This is a genomic window from Bacillus sp. FSL W8-0183 (genome assembly GCF_038006825.1).
GTDB classification, from domain to species: domain Bacteria; phylum Bacillota; class Bacilli; order Bacillales; family Bacillaceae; genus Bacillus; species Bacillus altitudinis.
The window spans coordinates 3,185,555-3,202,342 of record NZ_JBBOVY010000001.1 but is presented as its reverse complement, the minus strand read 5'-3'; the positions used below and the strand labels follow the sequence as shown (position 1 = coordinate 3,202,342).

The window sequence follows — 16,788 nt, the reverse complement described above, 5'->3', positions numbered from 1 at the left end:
ATTGATGTTTGGAGGGTTGTCTCAATTTGCTAACATTTGGACTCCCTCAACGTATGTCTCACGATGAAGAGATAAAAAATGGGGGGTCCTTTTCATGAGTATAAAAGTATTAGGTATTGCGCCGTATAAAGGATTAGGCGATGTATTAATCGACCTTGCCAAAGACGAAAAAAGCATCACATTCCAGCTTGAAGTCGGAGATCTTAGGTCTGGTGTTGCACTGGCAGAACAGGCCGAGGCTCAAGGAATGGATATTATTATGAGCCGCGGGGGGACAGCTGCGCTTATTCAAAAGCACGTCAACATTCCAGTGGTGGATATCCCTGTGTCAGGCTACGACTTGCTTCGTGCCCTCACGCTGATTAAAGATTACCAAGGGAAAAAAGCAGTAGTTGGATTTGAAAATATTACACAAGGTGTACGCACCATCGGAGAGTTATACGGGATCAAAATTGATATTTATACGATACAGCAAGAGGAAGAAGTGTGGGATCTTTTACAGCAGTTACAGGAACAAGGGACACAGGTTGTGCTGGGGGATGTGATTACAGATAAAGCGGCCAAGGAGTTGGGGATGCAAAGCATGCTCATTACCTCAGGACGTGAATCTGTCAAAGAAGCGTTTCATCAAGCAAAACAAATGTACCGTTTATATAAAGAGGCGACAGCTGAGCAGCGCCTCTTTCGTGAAATGATTGACCAGGAGTCAAAAGGGATGCTGATCATTGATCAGCACAATCAGCTTTATTTTATCAATCAGCAAATGAAAGAATGGACAGAAAAAGGGTTATTTGCACCGTTTACGTCTCATGTTGATGTGATGGCATGGTGCCCGGCGCTTGAACCAGCAGTAAAAGCGGTTCGAGAAGGAAAACAAAGTGGATATTCTCAAATCTCCTTTCAGCAGCAAGTGTGGCATGTCAAAGGAAGCTTGTTATCTAAAGGGGAGCTGTTTTTGACGATTGAGAAGCCTTCTGCTGTGATCAATAGAGAGGGTCAGCATATATGGACGCTGGCCGCACCTGTTCATTCAGCACATCCATTTGCTCTTTTTACTGAGCAGAGTTCAAATATGAAAGATGTGATTAAAAGAGCAAAAGCGTTCAGCCAAACAGATCGATCGATTTGTCTCTATGGTGAACAAGGAACTGGTAAATCAAGCCTTGCTTTCGCTATTCATCAAATGAGCGAGAGGAAAAATGAGAGCTTTATGACGGTGCATTGCAGCCGTTTGGCGGAACCAGATGATGTAAAAGCAATTCCGGTGCATCAAAAAGGGACGATCTTTCTGAAGGATATTGATCGTGTCCCAATGGCTATGCAGCCCATCATGGCCGAGCAGCTTAGTCATCATCAGCAGAACATTCGCTGGATGGCTGCATCTACAGTTGATTTGTTCAAATTGATGCAATCTGGGGCGTTTCATGAAGACCTATATACGTGTTTGCAGGAGCTCGTCATTCATGTCCCGCCGTTATCTGAACGGGCAGAAGATATTGAGGATATGAGCCGGTTATTTATAGCTGAATTAAATTCTCTTTATGGGACGCAGGTTGTTGGGCTGTCAGCAGAAGTGATTGCCGCCTTTCAAAACGAGCGATTTAGAGAAAATGTCCGGCAGTTCAAGCGGATTATGGAAGAACTGGTGCTGACAACAAAAAGTGGATATATCACGTTGAGTAAAGCAAAGCCGGCAATTGAGCAACTTGCTTCTGAGAATGAAGAAAAACAGCTGTCCAGCTATTTACATGGCACGCTTGACGAGATTGAAAGACGAATCATTCGGACGGTGCTGGAAGAAGAAAATATGAATCAATCAAAAGCAGCAAAGCGGCTAAATATTAACCGCACGACGCTGTGGAGAAAGCTAAAGGAATAATATGCAATGAGACCGAGGTGTCTAAATGACAAACGATCTATTAAAAAAAGGAGCGAACTTAGAGCAAAAGGTGATCATTGTGGCTGATGATTTAACAGGCGCAAGTGATACAGGTGTTCAATTTGTGAAGGCCGGTTTAAAAGCCTCTGTGCTGTTCCAGCCGTCACTTGAGGATATGAGCCGGTACAAGGAGGAAGATGTACTGATTGTCGATACAGACTCACGAAGTATGTCTTCTGAAAGAGCGTATAATGAGGTCAGTCAAGTGATTCAGCCGTTTCTACAAGGGGATTCGCACCTTTTCTTTAAAAAAATAGATTCAACGTTAAGAGGAAATATAGGAGTAGAGCTTCAGGCACTAATGGATCTTGGCCGGTTTGATGCGGCAGTCATTGCCCCCGCTTACCCCGATGCGAATAGATCTACGGCCTATGGGATTCATTATGTGGAGGGTGTGCCTGTTCATCTATCAGAAGCAGCGAAGGACCCAAAAACGCCTGTCCTGACATCCAGTATTTCAGACTTAATTGACGAGCAGACAAACATCAAGCCAAAACATCTTTCGCAGCAAGCGGTCTATTCAGAGCTAAACGAAACGAGTCATGACATTTCATCTTTATTAAAACATGGTCATCAATGGTTTGTGTGTGATGCAGAAACGAACCATGATTTAACACAGATCGTTGATTTGTTTATGAAGATCAATCAAAGAGTGCTTTGGGTCGGGTCAGCCGGACTCGCTGGCGCATTATCATCCTATATCGCGAAATACCACAATCTTTCTCATGCAAAAAAGCATGAATCTGTTCTCATCGTTTCAGGAAGTGCTTCTCAAAAAACAAATGAGCAGTTTGCTTTTTTAAGAGAAAAACACGATTGTCTCGAGGTGAAAGTGAACCCGTTGAATGTATTAAACGGCCGTGAAGCATGGGAAAGGAAATCAGTCATGGATCAGCTGCTCATGCGTCAGGATGAAGATATTCTCCTTTATACAGACGCAAGGCCAGAAATGGTTGAACAGATGTTGGCATACGGTGAAGCGAATGGTATGACAAGACAAGAAGTAGGAAGTACCTTATCTGTCTGTCTTGGTAAGATCACAAAAGACATTGTTGAATTAACAGGGGTAAAACGCCTTTTTTTAACTGGTGGAGATACGGCGCGTGCGATATGCCATGAGCTTGGAGCAGGCGGGATTCAGCTGTTGAAAGAAATTGAACCCGGCATCCCGCTTGGGCGGCTCGTTGATACGAGTGTATATGCGGTCACAAAAGCAGGGGCATATGGTCAAAAAGATTCTGTGCTCCATGCGGTTGAAGTGTTGAAAAACATAGAGGGGGTAGACGAATGGCAAAACCAATCATTGCTGTAACGATGGGAGATGCTTCTGGGGTTGGTCCTGAAATTATTTTAAAAGCCTTCCAGCAAAGCCGTTTACATGAAGAAGCCGTTCTATTTGTCATTGGAGACACCCATATATTAAATAGGGTGAAAGATTTTGTGAATACAGGTGTGGAGATTGTCAGTATTAAAGAACCGGAGGAAGCGGAACAAGTAAAAGCTGGTGCCGTTCCTTGTCTTGATCTTCATCTATTAACAAGCGATATTCCAGTAGGAGAGATTTCAAAAGAAGCAGGGAATGCCGCTTTTCGATATCTTGAAAAAGCCATTACACTTGCGAATGACCGTAGAATTGACGGCATTTGTACAGCACCGTTAAACAAGGAAGCACTTCATAAGGCTGGTCATATGTATCCAGGGCATACAGAAATTTTAGCTGACCTGACAGGTACGGACGATTATGCCATGATGCTGGCAGCTCCTAATTTAAAAGTGGTGCATGTGACGACACATATCGGATTAATGGATGCCATCTTAAAAATCAATCCTGAGCGTGTATACACAACGATTAAACTGGCTCATGATACCCTCGTTCGATCTGGTATCCCTGCACCTAGAATTGCTGTGTGCGGGATTAATCCGCATGCCGGGGAGAATGGTTTGTTTGGAAACGGTGAAGAAGAGGAGAAGATCATTCCAGCGGTAGAACGAGCACAGGATGAAGGGGTTCAAGTATTTGGCCCGCTACCAGCTGATACACTGTTCTTTAGGGCGACAAGAGGCGACTTTGATATCGTTGTGGCGATGTATCATGATCAAGGGCATGGACCAATCAAGGTGCTTGGCTTAGAATCAGGCGTGAACATTACAGTTGGATTGCCTATAATCCGTACAAGTGTCGATCATGGGACGGCATTTGATATTGCAGGAACAGGAAAGGCTGATTCTGCGAGTATGGAAGAAGCCATTCGGCAGGCAATCATGCTTTCTGGTACGAGAGAGAACCGATAGTAAAAGAGAAAGAGCCTTCCAATGGAGGCTCTCAGCGTGTAGACAAACCCTCGCATTCGGTGTCAGTCCTGCGCTTCGGTGCTCACGAATGTCAAATTCGCTCCGCGCCGATGCTCGTCCTTCCTAGACTGCAAAGGTTTTCTATCACGCTGAAAAGAAGACAAAGGGTTAAAATAAAGTTCATTTTAACCCTTTGTCAACAATCTGAGAGCCTTCCAATGGAGGCTCTTTCTTTAGTTCATATACGTTCCGCCATTCATATTGATGGTTTCCCCTGTGATGAAATCTGACTGATCAGAGGCTAAAAAGGTAACGGCGTTTGCGACTTGCTGCGGTGTTCCAATTGTTTTCAGAGGAATTCTTTCTAAAACAGATCTACGGTATTCATCACTCCACTGTTTGCTCATGTCTGTCTCAATTGGCCCAGGACAGACAGCATTTACATGAATGTGATGTGCTGCTAATTCTTTGGCAAGATGCATCGTTAAGTAATTGATACCTGCCTTTGAAACGCCGTAAGCGGGTGATGCATTGTGATGAGGGGTTTTGCCAGTAGTTGAACTCATGTTGACAATCTTCCCGCCTTGCTGTTTGATCATGTCAGGAATGACTGCTTGACACATGAGAAACGTACCCGTCAAATTAATATCAATTAGTCTTTTCCATTCATCAACAGATGTATCGACTGTTGATTTCCGCAAATTGATCCCAGCATTGTTGACCAATATATCAATCTGTCCGAAATGGTTTTTTGCCTTCTCAACGAGGGAGGCAGCTGTCGCTGGTAAACTAGCATCACCAGCGACAGAAACAGCGCGAGTCTCTTTTTTATTCAGAGAGGAGCAAACGTCTTGCAATAGCACTTCATTCGTTCCGTTCAGCACCACTTTAGCTCCTTCAGAGACAAATGCCTCCGCAATGGCGCGGCCAATCCCTCTGCTTGCACCTGTAATGATTGCTACTTTGTTTTGTAAAGTCATCTATCATCCCACCCATCTGTCATAATTAAAAAGCGCTTTCATTTATTATAAAATGTGATGTTTCATCATTCAACATATAAAGTGGAAATGAAGAGGTTTTGAATAAAAGTGTTTCATAATAAAACAAATACATCTTTTCCACTTCAGGGTATACTAAAAGGAACAAGCAATGGATAAGGGGGAACCTCAATGAAACTTTATACAAAAACCGGAGATCAAGGTCAAACAGGCTTGATTGGAGGGCGGGCTGATAAAGATGACGCAAGAGTAGAAGCGTACGGTACATTAGATGAGGCGAATAGTTTGATTGGACTAGCTCATGCAAACTTAAGGCAGCATGGCGAATTGTTTCAAGATATTCTATCTGAGCTGATGGTCATTCAGCATGAACTGTTTGACTGCGGAGGTGATTTAGCAGCGGTGAAACCACCGAAAGAAGGCAAGTTAACAGAAGAATCTGTCACAGTCCTTGAAAAGCGAATGGACGTGTATGTAGAAGAAGCCGCGCCGCTGACTAAATTTATTTTACCTGGGGGCCAGGAAGGTGCTGCCCTCTTACATGTAGCGCGAACAGTCGTCAGGAGAGCCGAGCGGCATATTGTGACACTCGCAAAGCAGGAGGAAATTCCAGCAGTTACGCTCACATATGTGAACCGTCTATCCGACTATTTATTTGCTGCCGCCCGTATTGTGAATCATCGGCTTGGTGAAGCGGATGTTGAATATGAACGAAGTGCAGACGTGTTTCGTTCTAAATGAGGAAAAGCACTCTTCTAGTCGAAGAGTGTTCAGCGTGTAGACAAACCCTCGCATTCTTTGTCAGTCCTGCGTGCCGGTGCTCACGAATGTCCAATTCGCTCTGCGCCAGTACTCGTTCTTCCTAGACTGCAAAGGTTTTCTATCACGCTGAAAAGAAGACAAAGGGCTAAAATCAAGTTCATTTTAGCCCTTTGTCAATAATCTGAGCACTCTTCTAGTCGAAGAGTGCTTTTTCTATAGATTCAACCGCTCAGTCTGAGCCATGTTACGACTCTGGTCGCAATCAAAGATCAATCTACGACACGTTTTGTCGGCTTCCTTTTTTGACTATAGTTAAAGCAAGGAGCAAGAAAGGAGGCATGAAGATGAAAATCACAAGTAAAACCATCATCGGTTCAATCCTGATGTTTATCGGTTTATCCATCTTCTTTGGTGGTTCATTGGGCGGGCTGATCCCGACTTTGATTGGGGCGTGGCTCATTTATGTAGGTGTCAAAAAATATGATAAAGGCAGTAAAACAACAGGGGTCATACTCTCTATTATCGGTGTATTGCTTGTCGCACAGTCGCTGCCATTTTTACTCGGAATCGCATTTGCTGGAGTACTTCTCTACTTTGGCTGGAAGATGATCAATGGTGAATCTGCAAAGGAATCATCCGGCAGAACAACATATATGGAGCCAAACACGGCACCGAACATGGAAGAATCTATGCACACGTCATTTGATCAAGAATGGGAAGACTTTTTAAAGAAAAAATAAAGGGAGGAATATGAAATGGTATTAAGAAGAGTACGTGATATGTTTGTTGCAACAGTCAATGAAGGCTTAGATAAATTGGAGAATCCGCGTGTCATGCTGAATCAATATGTTCGTGATATGGAGGACGATATTGCCAAAGCGAAGCATGCGATCATTAAACAGCAAACCATTCAGCAAGGTTTCTTGAGAAAAGCAGAAGAAACAGAAGAATTTGCTGATAAGCGAAAGAAACAGGCGGAGCTGGCGTTTCATGCAGGAGAAGAAGAACTTGCACGGAAAGCACTGACTGAAATGAAGTATTTTGAAGAAAAGCACAACGAATATCAAGAAGCCTATCAGCAATCTGTTAAACAGCTGAAAGAGCTGAAAGAACAGTTGCAGCATCTAGAAACAAAGCTGCGTGATGTTAAAGACAAGAAGCAAGCGCTGATTGCAAGAGCCAATGCCGCACAGGCAAAGCAGCATATGAATGAATCTATGAATAAGGTTGATAGTGAAAGTGCTTATAAAGAATTTCTACGCATGGAGAACCGTATAGAGGAAATGGAGACAAAAGCGGGCAGTTATGCACAATTTGGCGATCAGGGTGCATATGCTCATCTTGATTACGCTGATGAGGTTGAAAAGGAATGGCAAAAGCTTAAGCGATCAAAGCAGCTTGAGAAACAGCCGGCAAACTAATGGGAATGTGTCAAAACGGAAGAAAAACAGGATTTTTCTTCCGTTATTTGATTTCTTTCTGTTTCGCTTTTCCTTATAATAAAAAGGTCAAAGGATAAAGGGATGATATAAATGAAACGGTTCATTGGTCTAATTTGTATACTTGTTGGTGTTTTTTTGATGATTGGGATGCTTTTCAAAAATGGAGATCTCTTTCATTTGAGCTTTTCTCGTGATAAAGCGGTCACAACAGCTTCAGCGAAAAAGGATGAGGTTGAACTATTAGATATCTCTCTTTCTGGATTTCGCATCAAGGTGAAGCCGGAAGATCGTTCGGATATTTCTGTGATGGTTGTGAATGGAAAAGGGAAAATGTATGCGGAACAAACAGGCGGAACATTCAAAGTCCGTGCTGAAAATAAAGGATTTTTGTTTTTCTCTGCATTTGAAAAAGGAGAACTCTTAGTCAAAATTCCAACAGATTATCATAAAGATGTGAAAATAACAGGTGGAATCGGCGTGAGCGAAGTAAATGGCGAAGGAAAGCTGTCTCTTCAAGATGTGACGCTCAAATCAACGAGCGGAAACCTCACAGCTGAGAACTTCTCAGCAAATCGTGTGGAAATCAAAGCGACTTCTGGCAGACTTTCAGTGTCTCATATTGATGCGAAGGAAAGTGATATTGGTGCCACTTCTGGTCGTGCTGATATTCAAGATGTAAAAGGAAAGCTGCAATTAGGCATGACAAGCGGCAGGCTAACAGCAAGCTTTGATACAATTGATTCACCAGTCGACTTTCACATGACATCAGGCAGTGCGAAATTTAACTTGCCAGATGAGGGAGATTTCAAAGTCCAAGTGAAAAAAACGAGTGGACGTATTGATCATTCGTATGATTTTGACCAAGCGGATAGTGAAGGCCGAGGTTTTACCGGCACGCATGGGAAAGGGACACACTTAGTCGATATTGAGATGACAAGCGGAAACTTAAAATTGCGGTAAACAAACGTAAAAAGGAAGGAGGCGAGTCAACTGCGTTTTTCTAGAAATCAAATTTTAGGCATCATTGTGGTGATTTTCGGTATAAATCTTTTTCTCAAAATTATTGGGATTGGGGCAGACCTATTTTGGCCAGTGTTTTTTGCTCTAGCTGGTTATTGGTTGCACTCTCGATCTAAACGTTGGCTCGGTTCGGTTTCCTATATTTTTGCAGGCTTTCTCTTCTTGAAGTTTCTACTAAATATCACGTTTAGTTTGACTGGGTATTTATTTGCTGCCTTTTTGATCTATGCGGGCTATCGTTTATTGAAAAACAAACCTGTTTTTGATGTCGATAAAAAGGAATCATCAGACGATGGAAAGCCTTCACTGAAAGTCAATCTTGAAAAAGAGGGCGATCAGAAGAAAACAAAAAGCCAGACAAAGCCGCGCAAAGAACATGATTTCTTCATCGGTGAAGTCAGGCTGATGAAAAAACCATTTCAATTAAGCGATTTGACCATTTCAGGTTTTATTGGCGATGTCAAAATCGACTTATCAAAGGCCATCATTGCTGAGGAAGAGAGCACGATCGTCATTAGTGGGCTCATCGGAGATGTCGATATTTATGTACCTCAGGATATTGAAGTATGTGTGAGTGCTTCGGCTGCGATTGGTGATATGAAAATCATTGATGAAAAAAGAAGCGGGTTCGGCAGTAAAGTGTATGTCATGACAAATGATTATGATGAGAGTAAGCGAAAAGTGAAAATCTCCATTTCTCTCCTGATTGGGGATGTGGATGTGAGGTACTTATGAGGAAACTGCATTTAGGCATCCAGTGGCAATCTGTTCGTCTTGCAGTCGGTATCTCGCTTGGTGTTGTCATCATGACGACACTCCCGATGTTTTTTTATTACCAGCTTGATCCCATGATTTTGCTGTCTACGCGGTGGTTCGGCATCCCGTTTTTTTGTATTTTACTCATTATTAGTCTCGCCATTGGTGTATCAGCGGGGCATGTGTTTGGCTATCAGCATAAGAAGCGGCTGGATCAGCTTGTAGAGTCGATTTTGAAGTTTGAAAATGGGAATTTTGCCTATAGACTGCCTTCTCTAGGTGATGATGAAATTGGTTTGGCGGCAGATCAATTAAATGAAATGGCGAAACGAGTGGAAGGGCAAGTAGCCTCCTTACAAAAGCTTTCAAATGAGCGAGCTGAATGGCAGGTTCAAATGAAAAAATCGGTTGTCTCAGAAGAGCGTCAGCGTCTAGCGCGTGAGCTGCATGATGCAGTCAGCCAGCAGCTATTCGCCATTTCGATGATGACGTCTGCGATTCTTGAAGGGATGAAGGAAAAGGATGAAAAGATTTTAAAGCAAATGCGTCTTGTGGAACGAATGGCTGGCGATGCACAAAATGAGATGCGTGCACTCCTCCTGCATTTAAGACCGATCACCCTTGAAGGAAAAGACTTGAAAAAAGGCTTGATTGAGCTACTCAATGAATTTCAGGCAAAGCAGCCAATTGATATTGATTGGGAAATAGAAGATGATGCTCCGCTGTCTAAAGGGGTGGAGGACCATCTGTTCCGAATTGTGCAAGAAGCCCTTTCCAATGTGTTTAGGCATGCAAAGGCGACAAAGGTGACAGTACGTCTGCTTATTCGGAACCGTCAAGTTCAGTTGAAAATTATCGACAACGGGATTGGTTTTCAAACAGATCATGTGAAGACTGCTTCCTACGGACTTGAATCGATACGAGAAAGAACAAGTGAAGTAGGCGGTGTCGCAGAGATTATGTCATTTGAGGGAAAAGGCACACAAATTGATGTGAAGGTTCCCATTTTTGATGAAGGAAAAGGAGAGAACGTTCGATGATTCGAGTGCTTTTAATTGACGATCACGAAATGGTGAGAATGGGTCTTGCTGCTTTTTTAGAGGCACAGGCGGATATTGAAGTCATCGGTGAAGCGTCAGATGGACAAAAAGGTGTAGAACTAGCGGTTGAATTAAAGCCAGACGTGATTTTAATGGACCTTGTTATGGAAGGCATGGATGGCATCGAAGCAACGAAAAGAATTTGTCAAGAAATAGAGGATGCTCGGATTATTGTACTGACGAGCTTTATTGATGATGATAAAGTGTATCCAGTTATTGAGGCTGGTGCATTAAGCTATCTTTTAAAAACATCGAAAGCAGGAGAAATTGCTGATGCCATCAGGTCTGCGAGTATCGGCGAACCAAGACTTGAATCAAAAGTAGCTGGAAAGGTCATGAACAAACTCCGCCATTCATCAAATGGGTCCATTCTGCACGATTCGTTAACCGCAAGAGAGATGGAAATATTAAAGCTGATTGCCGATGGGAAATCGAATAAGGTCATTGCTGAGGAATTGTTTATTACCATCAAAACAGTCAAGACGCATATTACCAACATTCTTTCCAAGCTCGATGTAGAAGACCGCACACAAGCAGCCGTGTATGCACATCGCCATAAGTTGATTCAATAAAAAAACAGCTTTCAAATGAAAGCTGCTGGAACATGCGCAAAATTAGTCCTTCTGTCCTGTGATTGGACGTTCGGATAGTTGATGGAGCTCAGGAACTGGAAAAGCCTCCTGCTCCTCGGCCGATTTGTCTTCCAGGGTTTTCTTCAACTCGGAAAGCAGTTTGACGCTTTCCTTTGCCACTGCCGCTTTTTTCTCTTGCAAATCAATGATCTGTGAAAGTCCAACAAATAAACCGCCTCCAATCAGAAGGAGCGCAGGGGTTTGTCCATAATAAATCACGATCAAAAATGTGCTTGAAAAGCTGTCGGCTTCAATGAAGAAATCTTCTTTTGATTGCATGAATACCACGACTAACAGAAGTATTCCTAGAATCAAAAATAGAATGCCGGCCGAAAGTAAAGCTCGTTTCATGATTGACACCCTTTTTTTCTTACCATTTTAACATACTCTATAAGGATTGTGTTGCGCCCTTAGTCCCGAAGTCACGGATTTTCACATTTACCTTGTAACGAATATCGGATTCACTAAAAATGTCATCCCAATGTTTTGCTTCTTTTCGGAATTCCTTCGGATAGGCAATACTCGCTTTTTGATAAAATCCACAAATATCTGCTTTGATCTCATGCTGTAATTCCCCGATAAAATCTTTTACATTTTCCTCAAGTCGATGTGCCACGACTTTCTCAATTTCTTGGAGATATTTTTCATTAAATGCGTTTTCTCGTTCATTCCAATCCTCAGACAATCTTCCATCGAGTTCAACTGACACATCAAATTCATATTTGCCACTGGCTGCTTTATGGGTGTCGATGTTGTGTTTGATTTTAAAGATCTCAAAAGAATAAATGCTATGTTCATATTGGAATTCAATCACTCCGCCTTTAGCGTCTCCAGTCAACAGGTTGTAAGACTGCACTGCTAAAGGAGAAATGTTGGTGAGAAATCGTTTGTTCTGAATAATCGAGGCGCCGTCCAGCATTAATTTGCCCTGACTGACACTGACTTTCGGAATGGCAAAGGATACGTTGTTTTGCATGGCAGAAGAAATATCTCCTAAGGAAACGGGCTTGAACATACGAATGGTCGTTTTTGTATTCGAAGAAATATCGTATAAGGTGGAAGCGGCAGGCTGGCCGTCGTCATTGATTTTCAGCATATCTCCAGGTTTCTCAGAAGCCATAAAGACAAGGCTTCCTCTTCGTGTTTCATTGTCCCGAATGAATTGATTGATGACCAAATCGAAATTATTTTCATTGATAAGGTCTTGAGAAAACAAATAAACCCTCAGCTGCTGAGCAAAAATGCGGTGTGTTTTTAGGGCCGTCGTACGAAAAATTTGGTGTATGGAATCACCGCTTGTTTCAATAATCTTCGTCGGATCTTTCACGCTTGATTCTTGCTCAATTTTTTGCGGAACGAGCACCTGCATAGACAGCTTCAATTTATGTCCGTCATCTCCTTTATCTACAGCAAATCCAATTGCCATGTTGAGCTCCTCGATATTTGTACTATCCCAGCACCCGCATAATAGAATCAGTGAGAAGAGCGCAAGAACCGCTTTCTTTTTCATGCTGTTTTCCGCCTCCTTTTGAAAAATACGATGATAAATAAAAGAAACGGGAGTATACCAAATAGAAGAAAGAACAAGTTGTTTACGTAGGTTAAATAGTCTCGGACCGTATCAACATCTTTTGGGAATAGAGCGGCAAAGAAGATCACAATGCCCATCAAGGCGAGCGCGATTTTTTTAGGGAATTTAGTCAATTTGATGACTCCTATCGTAGCAAAAAACGTATATCCTACAAAGCTCGTATAAAGCTGGACAAGCCAAACAATCAGCAAAAAGGATTCAATCCGTTCAATAAAAATCCCCTGAATATCAAATGATTGAAATAAGGCAATGGTCGGCCACGTCAGAGTCGCCGTTTCTTTCACCGTGAGCGCACCAACCACAAGAATATAGGTGAAAATATAGATGATCGCAGGAATCAAAAAGCCGATGGAGCCATATGCAAAAGTGTGTTTTTGCGTATTCATATAGGCAGGCATGAAAAGCATCATTTCAATGCCGACAAACGAAATGGCCGAAGCATTCAAGGAATTGAAAACAGGGGAAATGCCCTCTCCTAAAACTGGTCGTAGGTTATCGAGCTTAAACTCTTGTACACTAAGTCCGTAGGCTACAAATAAGATGATGAGTGTGACAATCAGAAAAAAAGGGCACAGCCGGGCAAAATCTCCAATCCCCCCAATCACAAGATAAAAACCAACCAAAATAAAGCTGATCATCGTCACGGCTACCGGTGTGTTTTGAAGTAGAAAGAATTTCACCATCTCAGACATTGCTCGTACTTCATAGCTGGCAACGCCGAGAAAGTAAATAATAATCAACAGGTTGGCAAGTGAGCCAATCCATTTCCCAAGTCCTTCTTTTGTATAGTCATAGTAGGAAGAAAAGGAGACCTTTTTCATCATGAGCACATTGACAAAAATGAACACAATGTATATCACACTCATGAGTAAGAGTGCAATCCAGCCGTCAGGTGTAGGCGCAGCTTGAGCCATTGATCTTGGCAGAATCATCATACTTGCACCTAGTGTGGTATTGGCGATAATGGCACTTGCCTGATAGCTTGTGATCGACTCTTTATGATTGACCATGTCGTTCCCCTTTCTTTTGATTTTTCAAAGGCAATCTGATGATGGAATTGTCCTCATTTTTATAACTGAACACAAAATCTGGTGAAAAATATGGGGTGCCAAAGCTTTTTTGTCTTGTCAAATGAGTGAGTAAGACGAGCATAAACAGGACAAGTCCATATAAACCGAATGCAGCTGCAGTAAACATGGATACAAAGCGAAGGACACGAAATGATATCCCCATTCCATATTGAGGAAAGGTAAAGGATGCAAGTGCAATGACGCTGACAATAATGACCATAATGGAGCTGACGATATGGGCTTGTACGGCTGCCTGCCCAATGACAACACCGCCCACAAGTCCGATTGTTTGTCCAAGTGGATTAGGAAGCCTTAACCCAGCCTCTCGCAGCAGCTCAATGGTCATTTCCATGATGAGTGCTTCCACAATAGGAGGAAAGGGGACATTCTCTCGTGTGTTTGAGATGGAAATAGCTAAAGTTGTGGGCAAAAGACCTTGATGGAAGGACACAAGGGCAATATAAATGGCTGATAAAAACAATGTGAGAAAGATGGACGTAAAACGTAGCAAACGAATAAGAGAGGCGGCGATCCATCTTTCATAATAATCATCAGGTGACTGCATAATCGTCGCGAGGGAAGCAGGCACAATTAAGATAAAAGGCGAATGATCAACAAAGATGGCGACGCGCCCATTGTTTAAAGCAGATGCCACTTTATCAGGCCGTTCTGTGTTTTGAATTTGCGGAAAAGGAGAATACACATTGTCTTCAATGAGCTCCTCAAGAACGCCTGAGTCTTGAATATCATCAATGGTGACTTGTTTGAGACGCTTTTTTACCTCTTTTAAAACAGAGGGCTCAACGATACCATCAATGTACATGATCGATACTTGGGTGTATTTCTTTTCGCCGATTTTCATGTCTACTGTTTTGAGATCAGGGTTTTTCAAACGCTGTCTGACTAGAGCTAAGTTCGTGTTGATATCTTCAATGAAACCAATCTTTGGTCCTCTTACGACGGTTTCAGATGTAGCATCTCCTAAATTGCGTTTCTTCGTTCCGTGCGTTTCTAAAATATAAGCGTGCTGAAATCCATTAATCAGTACGACACAATGTCCTTGAAAAATAGCATCTACTAGTTCTTCAGAGGTTTTTACCGTACGGGTAGTCATCATCGATAAATTGGATTCTAGCTTCTCTTTTGTTAGAGAGGCATGATCTTGCAATAGTAGCTTTAAGAAGGTTTGAATCTGCATCGCTTCGTTCATTTCTTTAATGTATAAATAGTAGACAACCTGTCCATGAGGCAATGTTTTTTTCTCATGGATCAAATCATCCATGTCCTTTAACTGAGGGAGAATGACAGAGAGATTATCGTATAAGTGCTCTTTCAATGGAGTTTGATTCAAATGGATCACCCACCTCAATTTCTTTTTCTTAGCATTACCTGCTTGAAAAAACAATATTCTGTGTTACATTATTTTGTGGTATATGAAAGAATCACGGTGTTGGAGGAAAGAAGATGGCGCAAATTCGTTTAGCAGGAACAAAAGAGGAGATCGACCGTATTCTACAGTCGTTTGACAAGCATTATGAGGTGACTTATACGTCAAAAGATTACGGAAAAACAAATCCAAAATACAAATATTCCAAAGATGTTCGTGTTTATATTGAACTAAAATTAAAATAAAGATAAAATTTTAATTGAAAACGCTTAAAGGATTTTCGTTTTTTGTATAGAATAGAGTTGAGTGATGAAGCTATGGAGGGATACATAATGACAGAATTTAGAATCGAAAAAGATACAATGGGCGAAATCAAGGTGCCACAGGACAAGTTCTGGGGTGCACAAACACAACGAAGCAAAGAAAATTTCAAAATCGGTTCTGAGAAAATGCCAAAGGAAGTTGTGAATGCGTTTGCAATTTTGAAACGTAGCACAGCGATTGCGAACGAACGTCTAGGCAACTTAGAAAGTGAAAAAGCAGAAGCGATTGCTGCTGTATGTGATGACATCATCAGTGGAAAGTATGACGAGCATTTCCCGCTTGTTGTATGGCAAACAGGAAGTGGAACACAAAGTAACATGAACATGAACGAAGTCGTTGCAAATAGAGCAACTGCTTACTTGAAAGATAAAAATAGTGAATTCAGCATTCACCCGAATGACGATGTCAACCGCAGCCAAAGCTCAAATGATACATTCCCAACGGCTATGCACGTGGCAGCTGTATTAGCTGTGTACAAAAAGCTATTGCCTGCGATTGACCAGTTAAGAGCGACGCTTGATGAGAAAGCAAAAGCATACCAAGAGATCGTGAAAATTGGCCGTACGCATTTGCAAGATGCAACACCTCTTACAGTGGGCCAAGAGATTAGCGGCTGGGTGTACATGCTTGATCGTTCAAAAGAAATGATTTTAGAATCTACTGAAAAAATGAGAGAACTTGCCATTGGCGGAACAGCTGTTGGTACGGGAATTAACGCACATCCTGAGTTTGGTAAATACGTGGCAGAAGAAATCAGCCAGTTAACAGGTCAAACGTTCAATTCTTCACCAAACAAATTCCATGCGCTGACAAGCCATGATGAAATCACATATGCACACGGTGCGCTTAAAGCACTTGCAGCTGACTTAATGAAAATTGCCAATGATGTGAGATGGCTTGCAAGTGGTCCTCGCTGCGGAATTGGTGAATTGATCATTCCTGAAAATGAGCCAGGCAGCTCCATTATGCCAGGAAAGGTCAACCCAACTCAAAGTGAAGCTTTAACAATGATTGCCGCACAAATCATGGGGAATGATGCAACGATCGGTTTTGCCGCAAGCCAAGGAAACTTCGAGCTGAACGTATTTAAGCCGGTCATCATCTATAACTTCCTGCAGTCAGTTGAATTGCTTGCTGACGGTATGAACTCATTCCATGACAAGTGTGCCGTTGGAATTGAACCAAACCTAGAAACGATCGAGAAAAACCTAAACAATTCATTGATGCTTGTGACGGCACTCAACCCGCACATCGGATATGAGAATGCAGCGAAAATTGCGAAGCTTGCGCACAAAGAAGGATTAACACTAAAAGAAGCTGCCCTTCAATTAGAACTATTAACAGAAGAGCAGTTTGAAGAGTTTGTGAAACCAGAAGAAATGGTGACACCGAAAGCAAAATAATTAATTATTTATTATATTAAATTAAAAGACCTTTGGAAGCCTGAACAGGGATCTAAAGGTCTTTTATCATTT

At 42.1% G+C, this 16,788-nt stretch carries 17 protein-coding genes; 12 read left to right on the top strand and 5 right to left on the bottom strand.

Annotation, left to right across the window (positions count from 1 at the left end):
• Positions 1-94: 94 nt before the first annotated feature.
• Genes NSQ64_RS17040 through pdxA form a run of 3 tightly spaced genes read left to right on the top strand, consistent with a single transcriptional unit; the run spans position 95 to position 4,231 of the window.
• Positions 95-1,879, top strand: coding sequence for a sigma-54-dependent Fis family transcriptional regulator (locus tag NSQ64_RS17040; protein WP_160758010.1), 1,785 nt, complete (start codon positions 95-97; stop codon positions 1,877-1,879).
• Positions 1,880-1,904: 25 nt separating this feature from the next.
• A complete protein-coding gene (locus NSQ64_RS17035) occupies positions 1,905-3,251 on the top strand; it encodes a four-carbon acid sugar kinase family protein (RefSeq protein WP_341017438.1) in 1,347 nt (448 codons plus the stop codon).
• Positions 3,227-4,231 (top strand): 4-hydroxythreonine-4-phosphate dehydrogenase PdxA, encoded by a 1,005-nt coding sequence (gene pdxA, locus NSQ64_RS17030; RefSeq protein WP_341017436.1) that lies wholly within the window; start codon positions 3,227-3,229, stop codon positions 4,229-4,231. Before NSQ64_RS17035 ends, pdxA begins: the two co-directional genes overlap by 25 nt.
• A 233-nt stretch (positions 4,232-4,464) precedes the next feature.
• On the opposite strand, the gene NSQ64_RS17025 is transcribed toward pdxA, so the two are convergent.
• Positions 4,465-5,211: an SDR family NAD(P)-dependent oxidoreductase gene (locus NSQ64_RS17025; protein WP_039168189.1), complete on the bottom strand. Its 747-nt coding sequence runs from the start codon at positions 5,209-5,211 to the stop codon at positions 4,465-4,467.
• 189 nt (positions 5,212-5,400) lie between these two features.
• Between NSQ64_RS17025 and NSQ64_RS17020 the strand changes: the two genes are divergently transcribed.
• The 7 genes from NSQ64_RS17020 to NSQ64_RS16990 all read left to right on the top strand — a co-directional run bounded on the left by NSQ64_RS17020 (position 5,401) and on the right by NSQ64_RS16990 (position 10,881).
• Positions 5,401-5,970, top strand: a complete 570-nt coding sequence (locus tag NSQ64_RS17020; RefSeq protein ID WP_268383012.1) for a cob(I)yrinic acid a,c-diamide adenosyltransferase — start codon at positions 5,401-5,403, stop codon at positions 5,968-5,970.
• Positions 5,971-6,335: 365 nt separating this feature from the next.
• A complete protein-coding gene (locus NSQ64_RS17015; protein ID WP_024719792.1) occupies positions 6,336-6,731 on the top strand; it encodes a hypothetical protein in 396 nt (131 codons plus the stop codon).
• Positions 6,732-6,746: 15 nt separating this feature from the next.
• Positions 6,747-7,412: a stress responsive protein LiaH gene (gene liaH, locus NSQ64_RS17010; RefSeq protein ID WP_096881837.1), complete on the top strand. Its 666-nt coding sequence runs from the start codon at positions 6,747-6,749 to the stop codon at positions 7,410-7,412.
• A 111-nt stretch (positions 7,413-7,523) separates the two neighbouring features.
• Positions 7,524-8,393, top strand: a complete 870-nt coding sequence (gene liaG / locus NSQ64_RS17005; RefSeq protein ID WP_341017432.1) for a LiaG family protein — start codon at positions 7,524-7,526, stop codon at positions 8,391-8,393.
• A gap of 30 nt (positions 8,394-8,423) precedes the next feature.
• Positions 8,424-9,188: a cell wall-active antibiotics response protein LiaF gene (gene liaF, locus NSQ64_RS17000; RefSeq protein ID WP_007500301.1), complete on the top strand. Its 765-nt coding sequence runs from the start codon at positions 8,424-8,426 to the stop codon at positions 9,186-9,188.
• Positions 9,185-10,249: a two-component system sensor histidine kinase LiaS gene (liaS, locus tag NSQ64_RS16995; RefSeq protein ID WP_007500303.1), complete on the top strand. Its 1,065-nt coding sequence runs from the start codon at positions 9,185-9,187 to the stop codon at positions 10,247-10,249. Before liaF ends, liaS begins: the two co-directional genes overlap by 4 nt.
• Positions 10,246-10,881 carry a response regulator gene (locus tag NSQ64_RS16990; RefSeq protein ID WP_007500305.1) on the top strand — a complete coding sequence of 212 codons (636 nt, stop codon included), beginning with the start codon at positions 10,246-10,248 and terminating at the stop codon, positions 10,879-10,881. Before liaS ends, NSQ64_RS16990 begins: the two co-directional genes overlap by 4 nt.
• Positions 10,882-10,923: 42 nt before the next feature.
• On the opposite strand, the gene NSQ64_RS16985 is transcribed toward NSQ64_RS16990, so the two are convergent.
• The 4 genes from NSQ64_RS16985 to NSQ64_RS16970 are packed head-to-tail and all read right to left on the bottom strand — an operon-like array spanning position 10,924 to position 14,953.
• Positions 10,924-11,292 carry a hypothetical protein gene (locus NSQ64_RS16985; protein ID WP_041091878.1) on the bottom strand — a complete coding sequence of 123 codons (369 nt, stop codon included), beginning with the start codon at positions 11,290-11,292 and terminating at the stop codon, positions 10,924-10,926.
• Positions 11,293-11,329: 37 nt separating this feature from the next.
• A complete protein-coding gene (locus NSQ64_RS16980) occupies positions 11,330-12,451 on the bottom strand; it encodes a Ger(x)C family spore germination protein (protein ID WP_072367962.1) in 1,122 nt (373 codons plus the stop codon).
• The gene (locus NSQ64_RS16975) at positions 12,448-13,542 is read right to left on the bottom strand and encodes a GerAB/ArcD/ProY family transporter (RefSeq protein ID WP_008347081.1); all 1,095 of its coding nucleotides are present in this window, start codon (positions 13,540-13,542) and stop codon (positions 12,448-12,450) included. Before NSQ64_RS16975 ends, NSQ64_RS16980 begins: the two co-directional genes overlap by 4 nt.
• A complete protein-coding gene (locus NSQ64_RS16970) occupies positions 13,529-14,953 on the bottom strand; it encodes a spore germination protein (protein WP_341017428.1) in 1,425 nt (474 codons plus the stop codon). The genes NSQ64_RS16975 and NSQ64_RS16970 overlap by 14 nt, the downstream gene beginning before the upstream one ends.
• A gap of 113 nt (positions 14,954-15,066) precedes the next feature.
• On the opposite strand from NSQ64_RS16970, the gene NSQ64_RS16965 reads away from it, so the two are divergent.
• Together NSQ64_RS16965 and fumC are read left to right on the top strand one after the other, a co-directional pair.
• Entirely contained in the window at positions 15,067-15,234 is a 168-nt protein-coding gene (locus tag NSQ64_RS16965; protein WP_003213147.1) for a YvzF family protein, read from the top strand.
• A gap of 87 nt (positions 15,235-15,321) precedes the next feature.
• Positions 15,322-16,716, top strand: a complete 1,395-nt coding sequence (fumC, locus tag NSQ64_RS16960) for a class II fumarate hydratase (protein WP_017359275.1) — start codon at positions 15,322-15,324, stop codon at positions 16,714-16,716.
• The last annotated feature ends 72 nt before the right edge of the window (positions 16,717-16,788 follow it).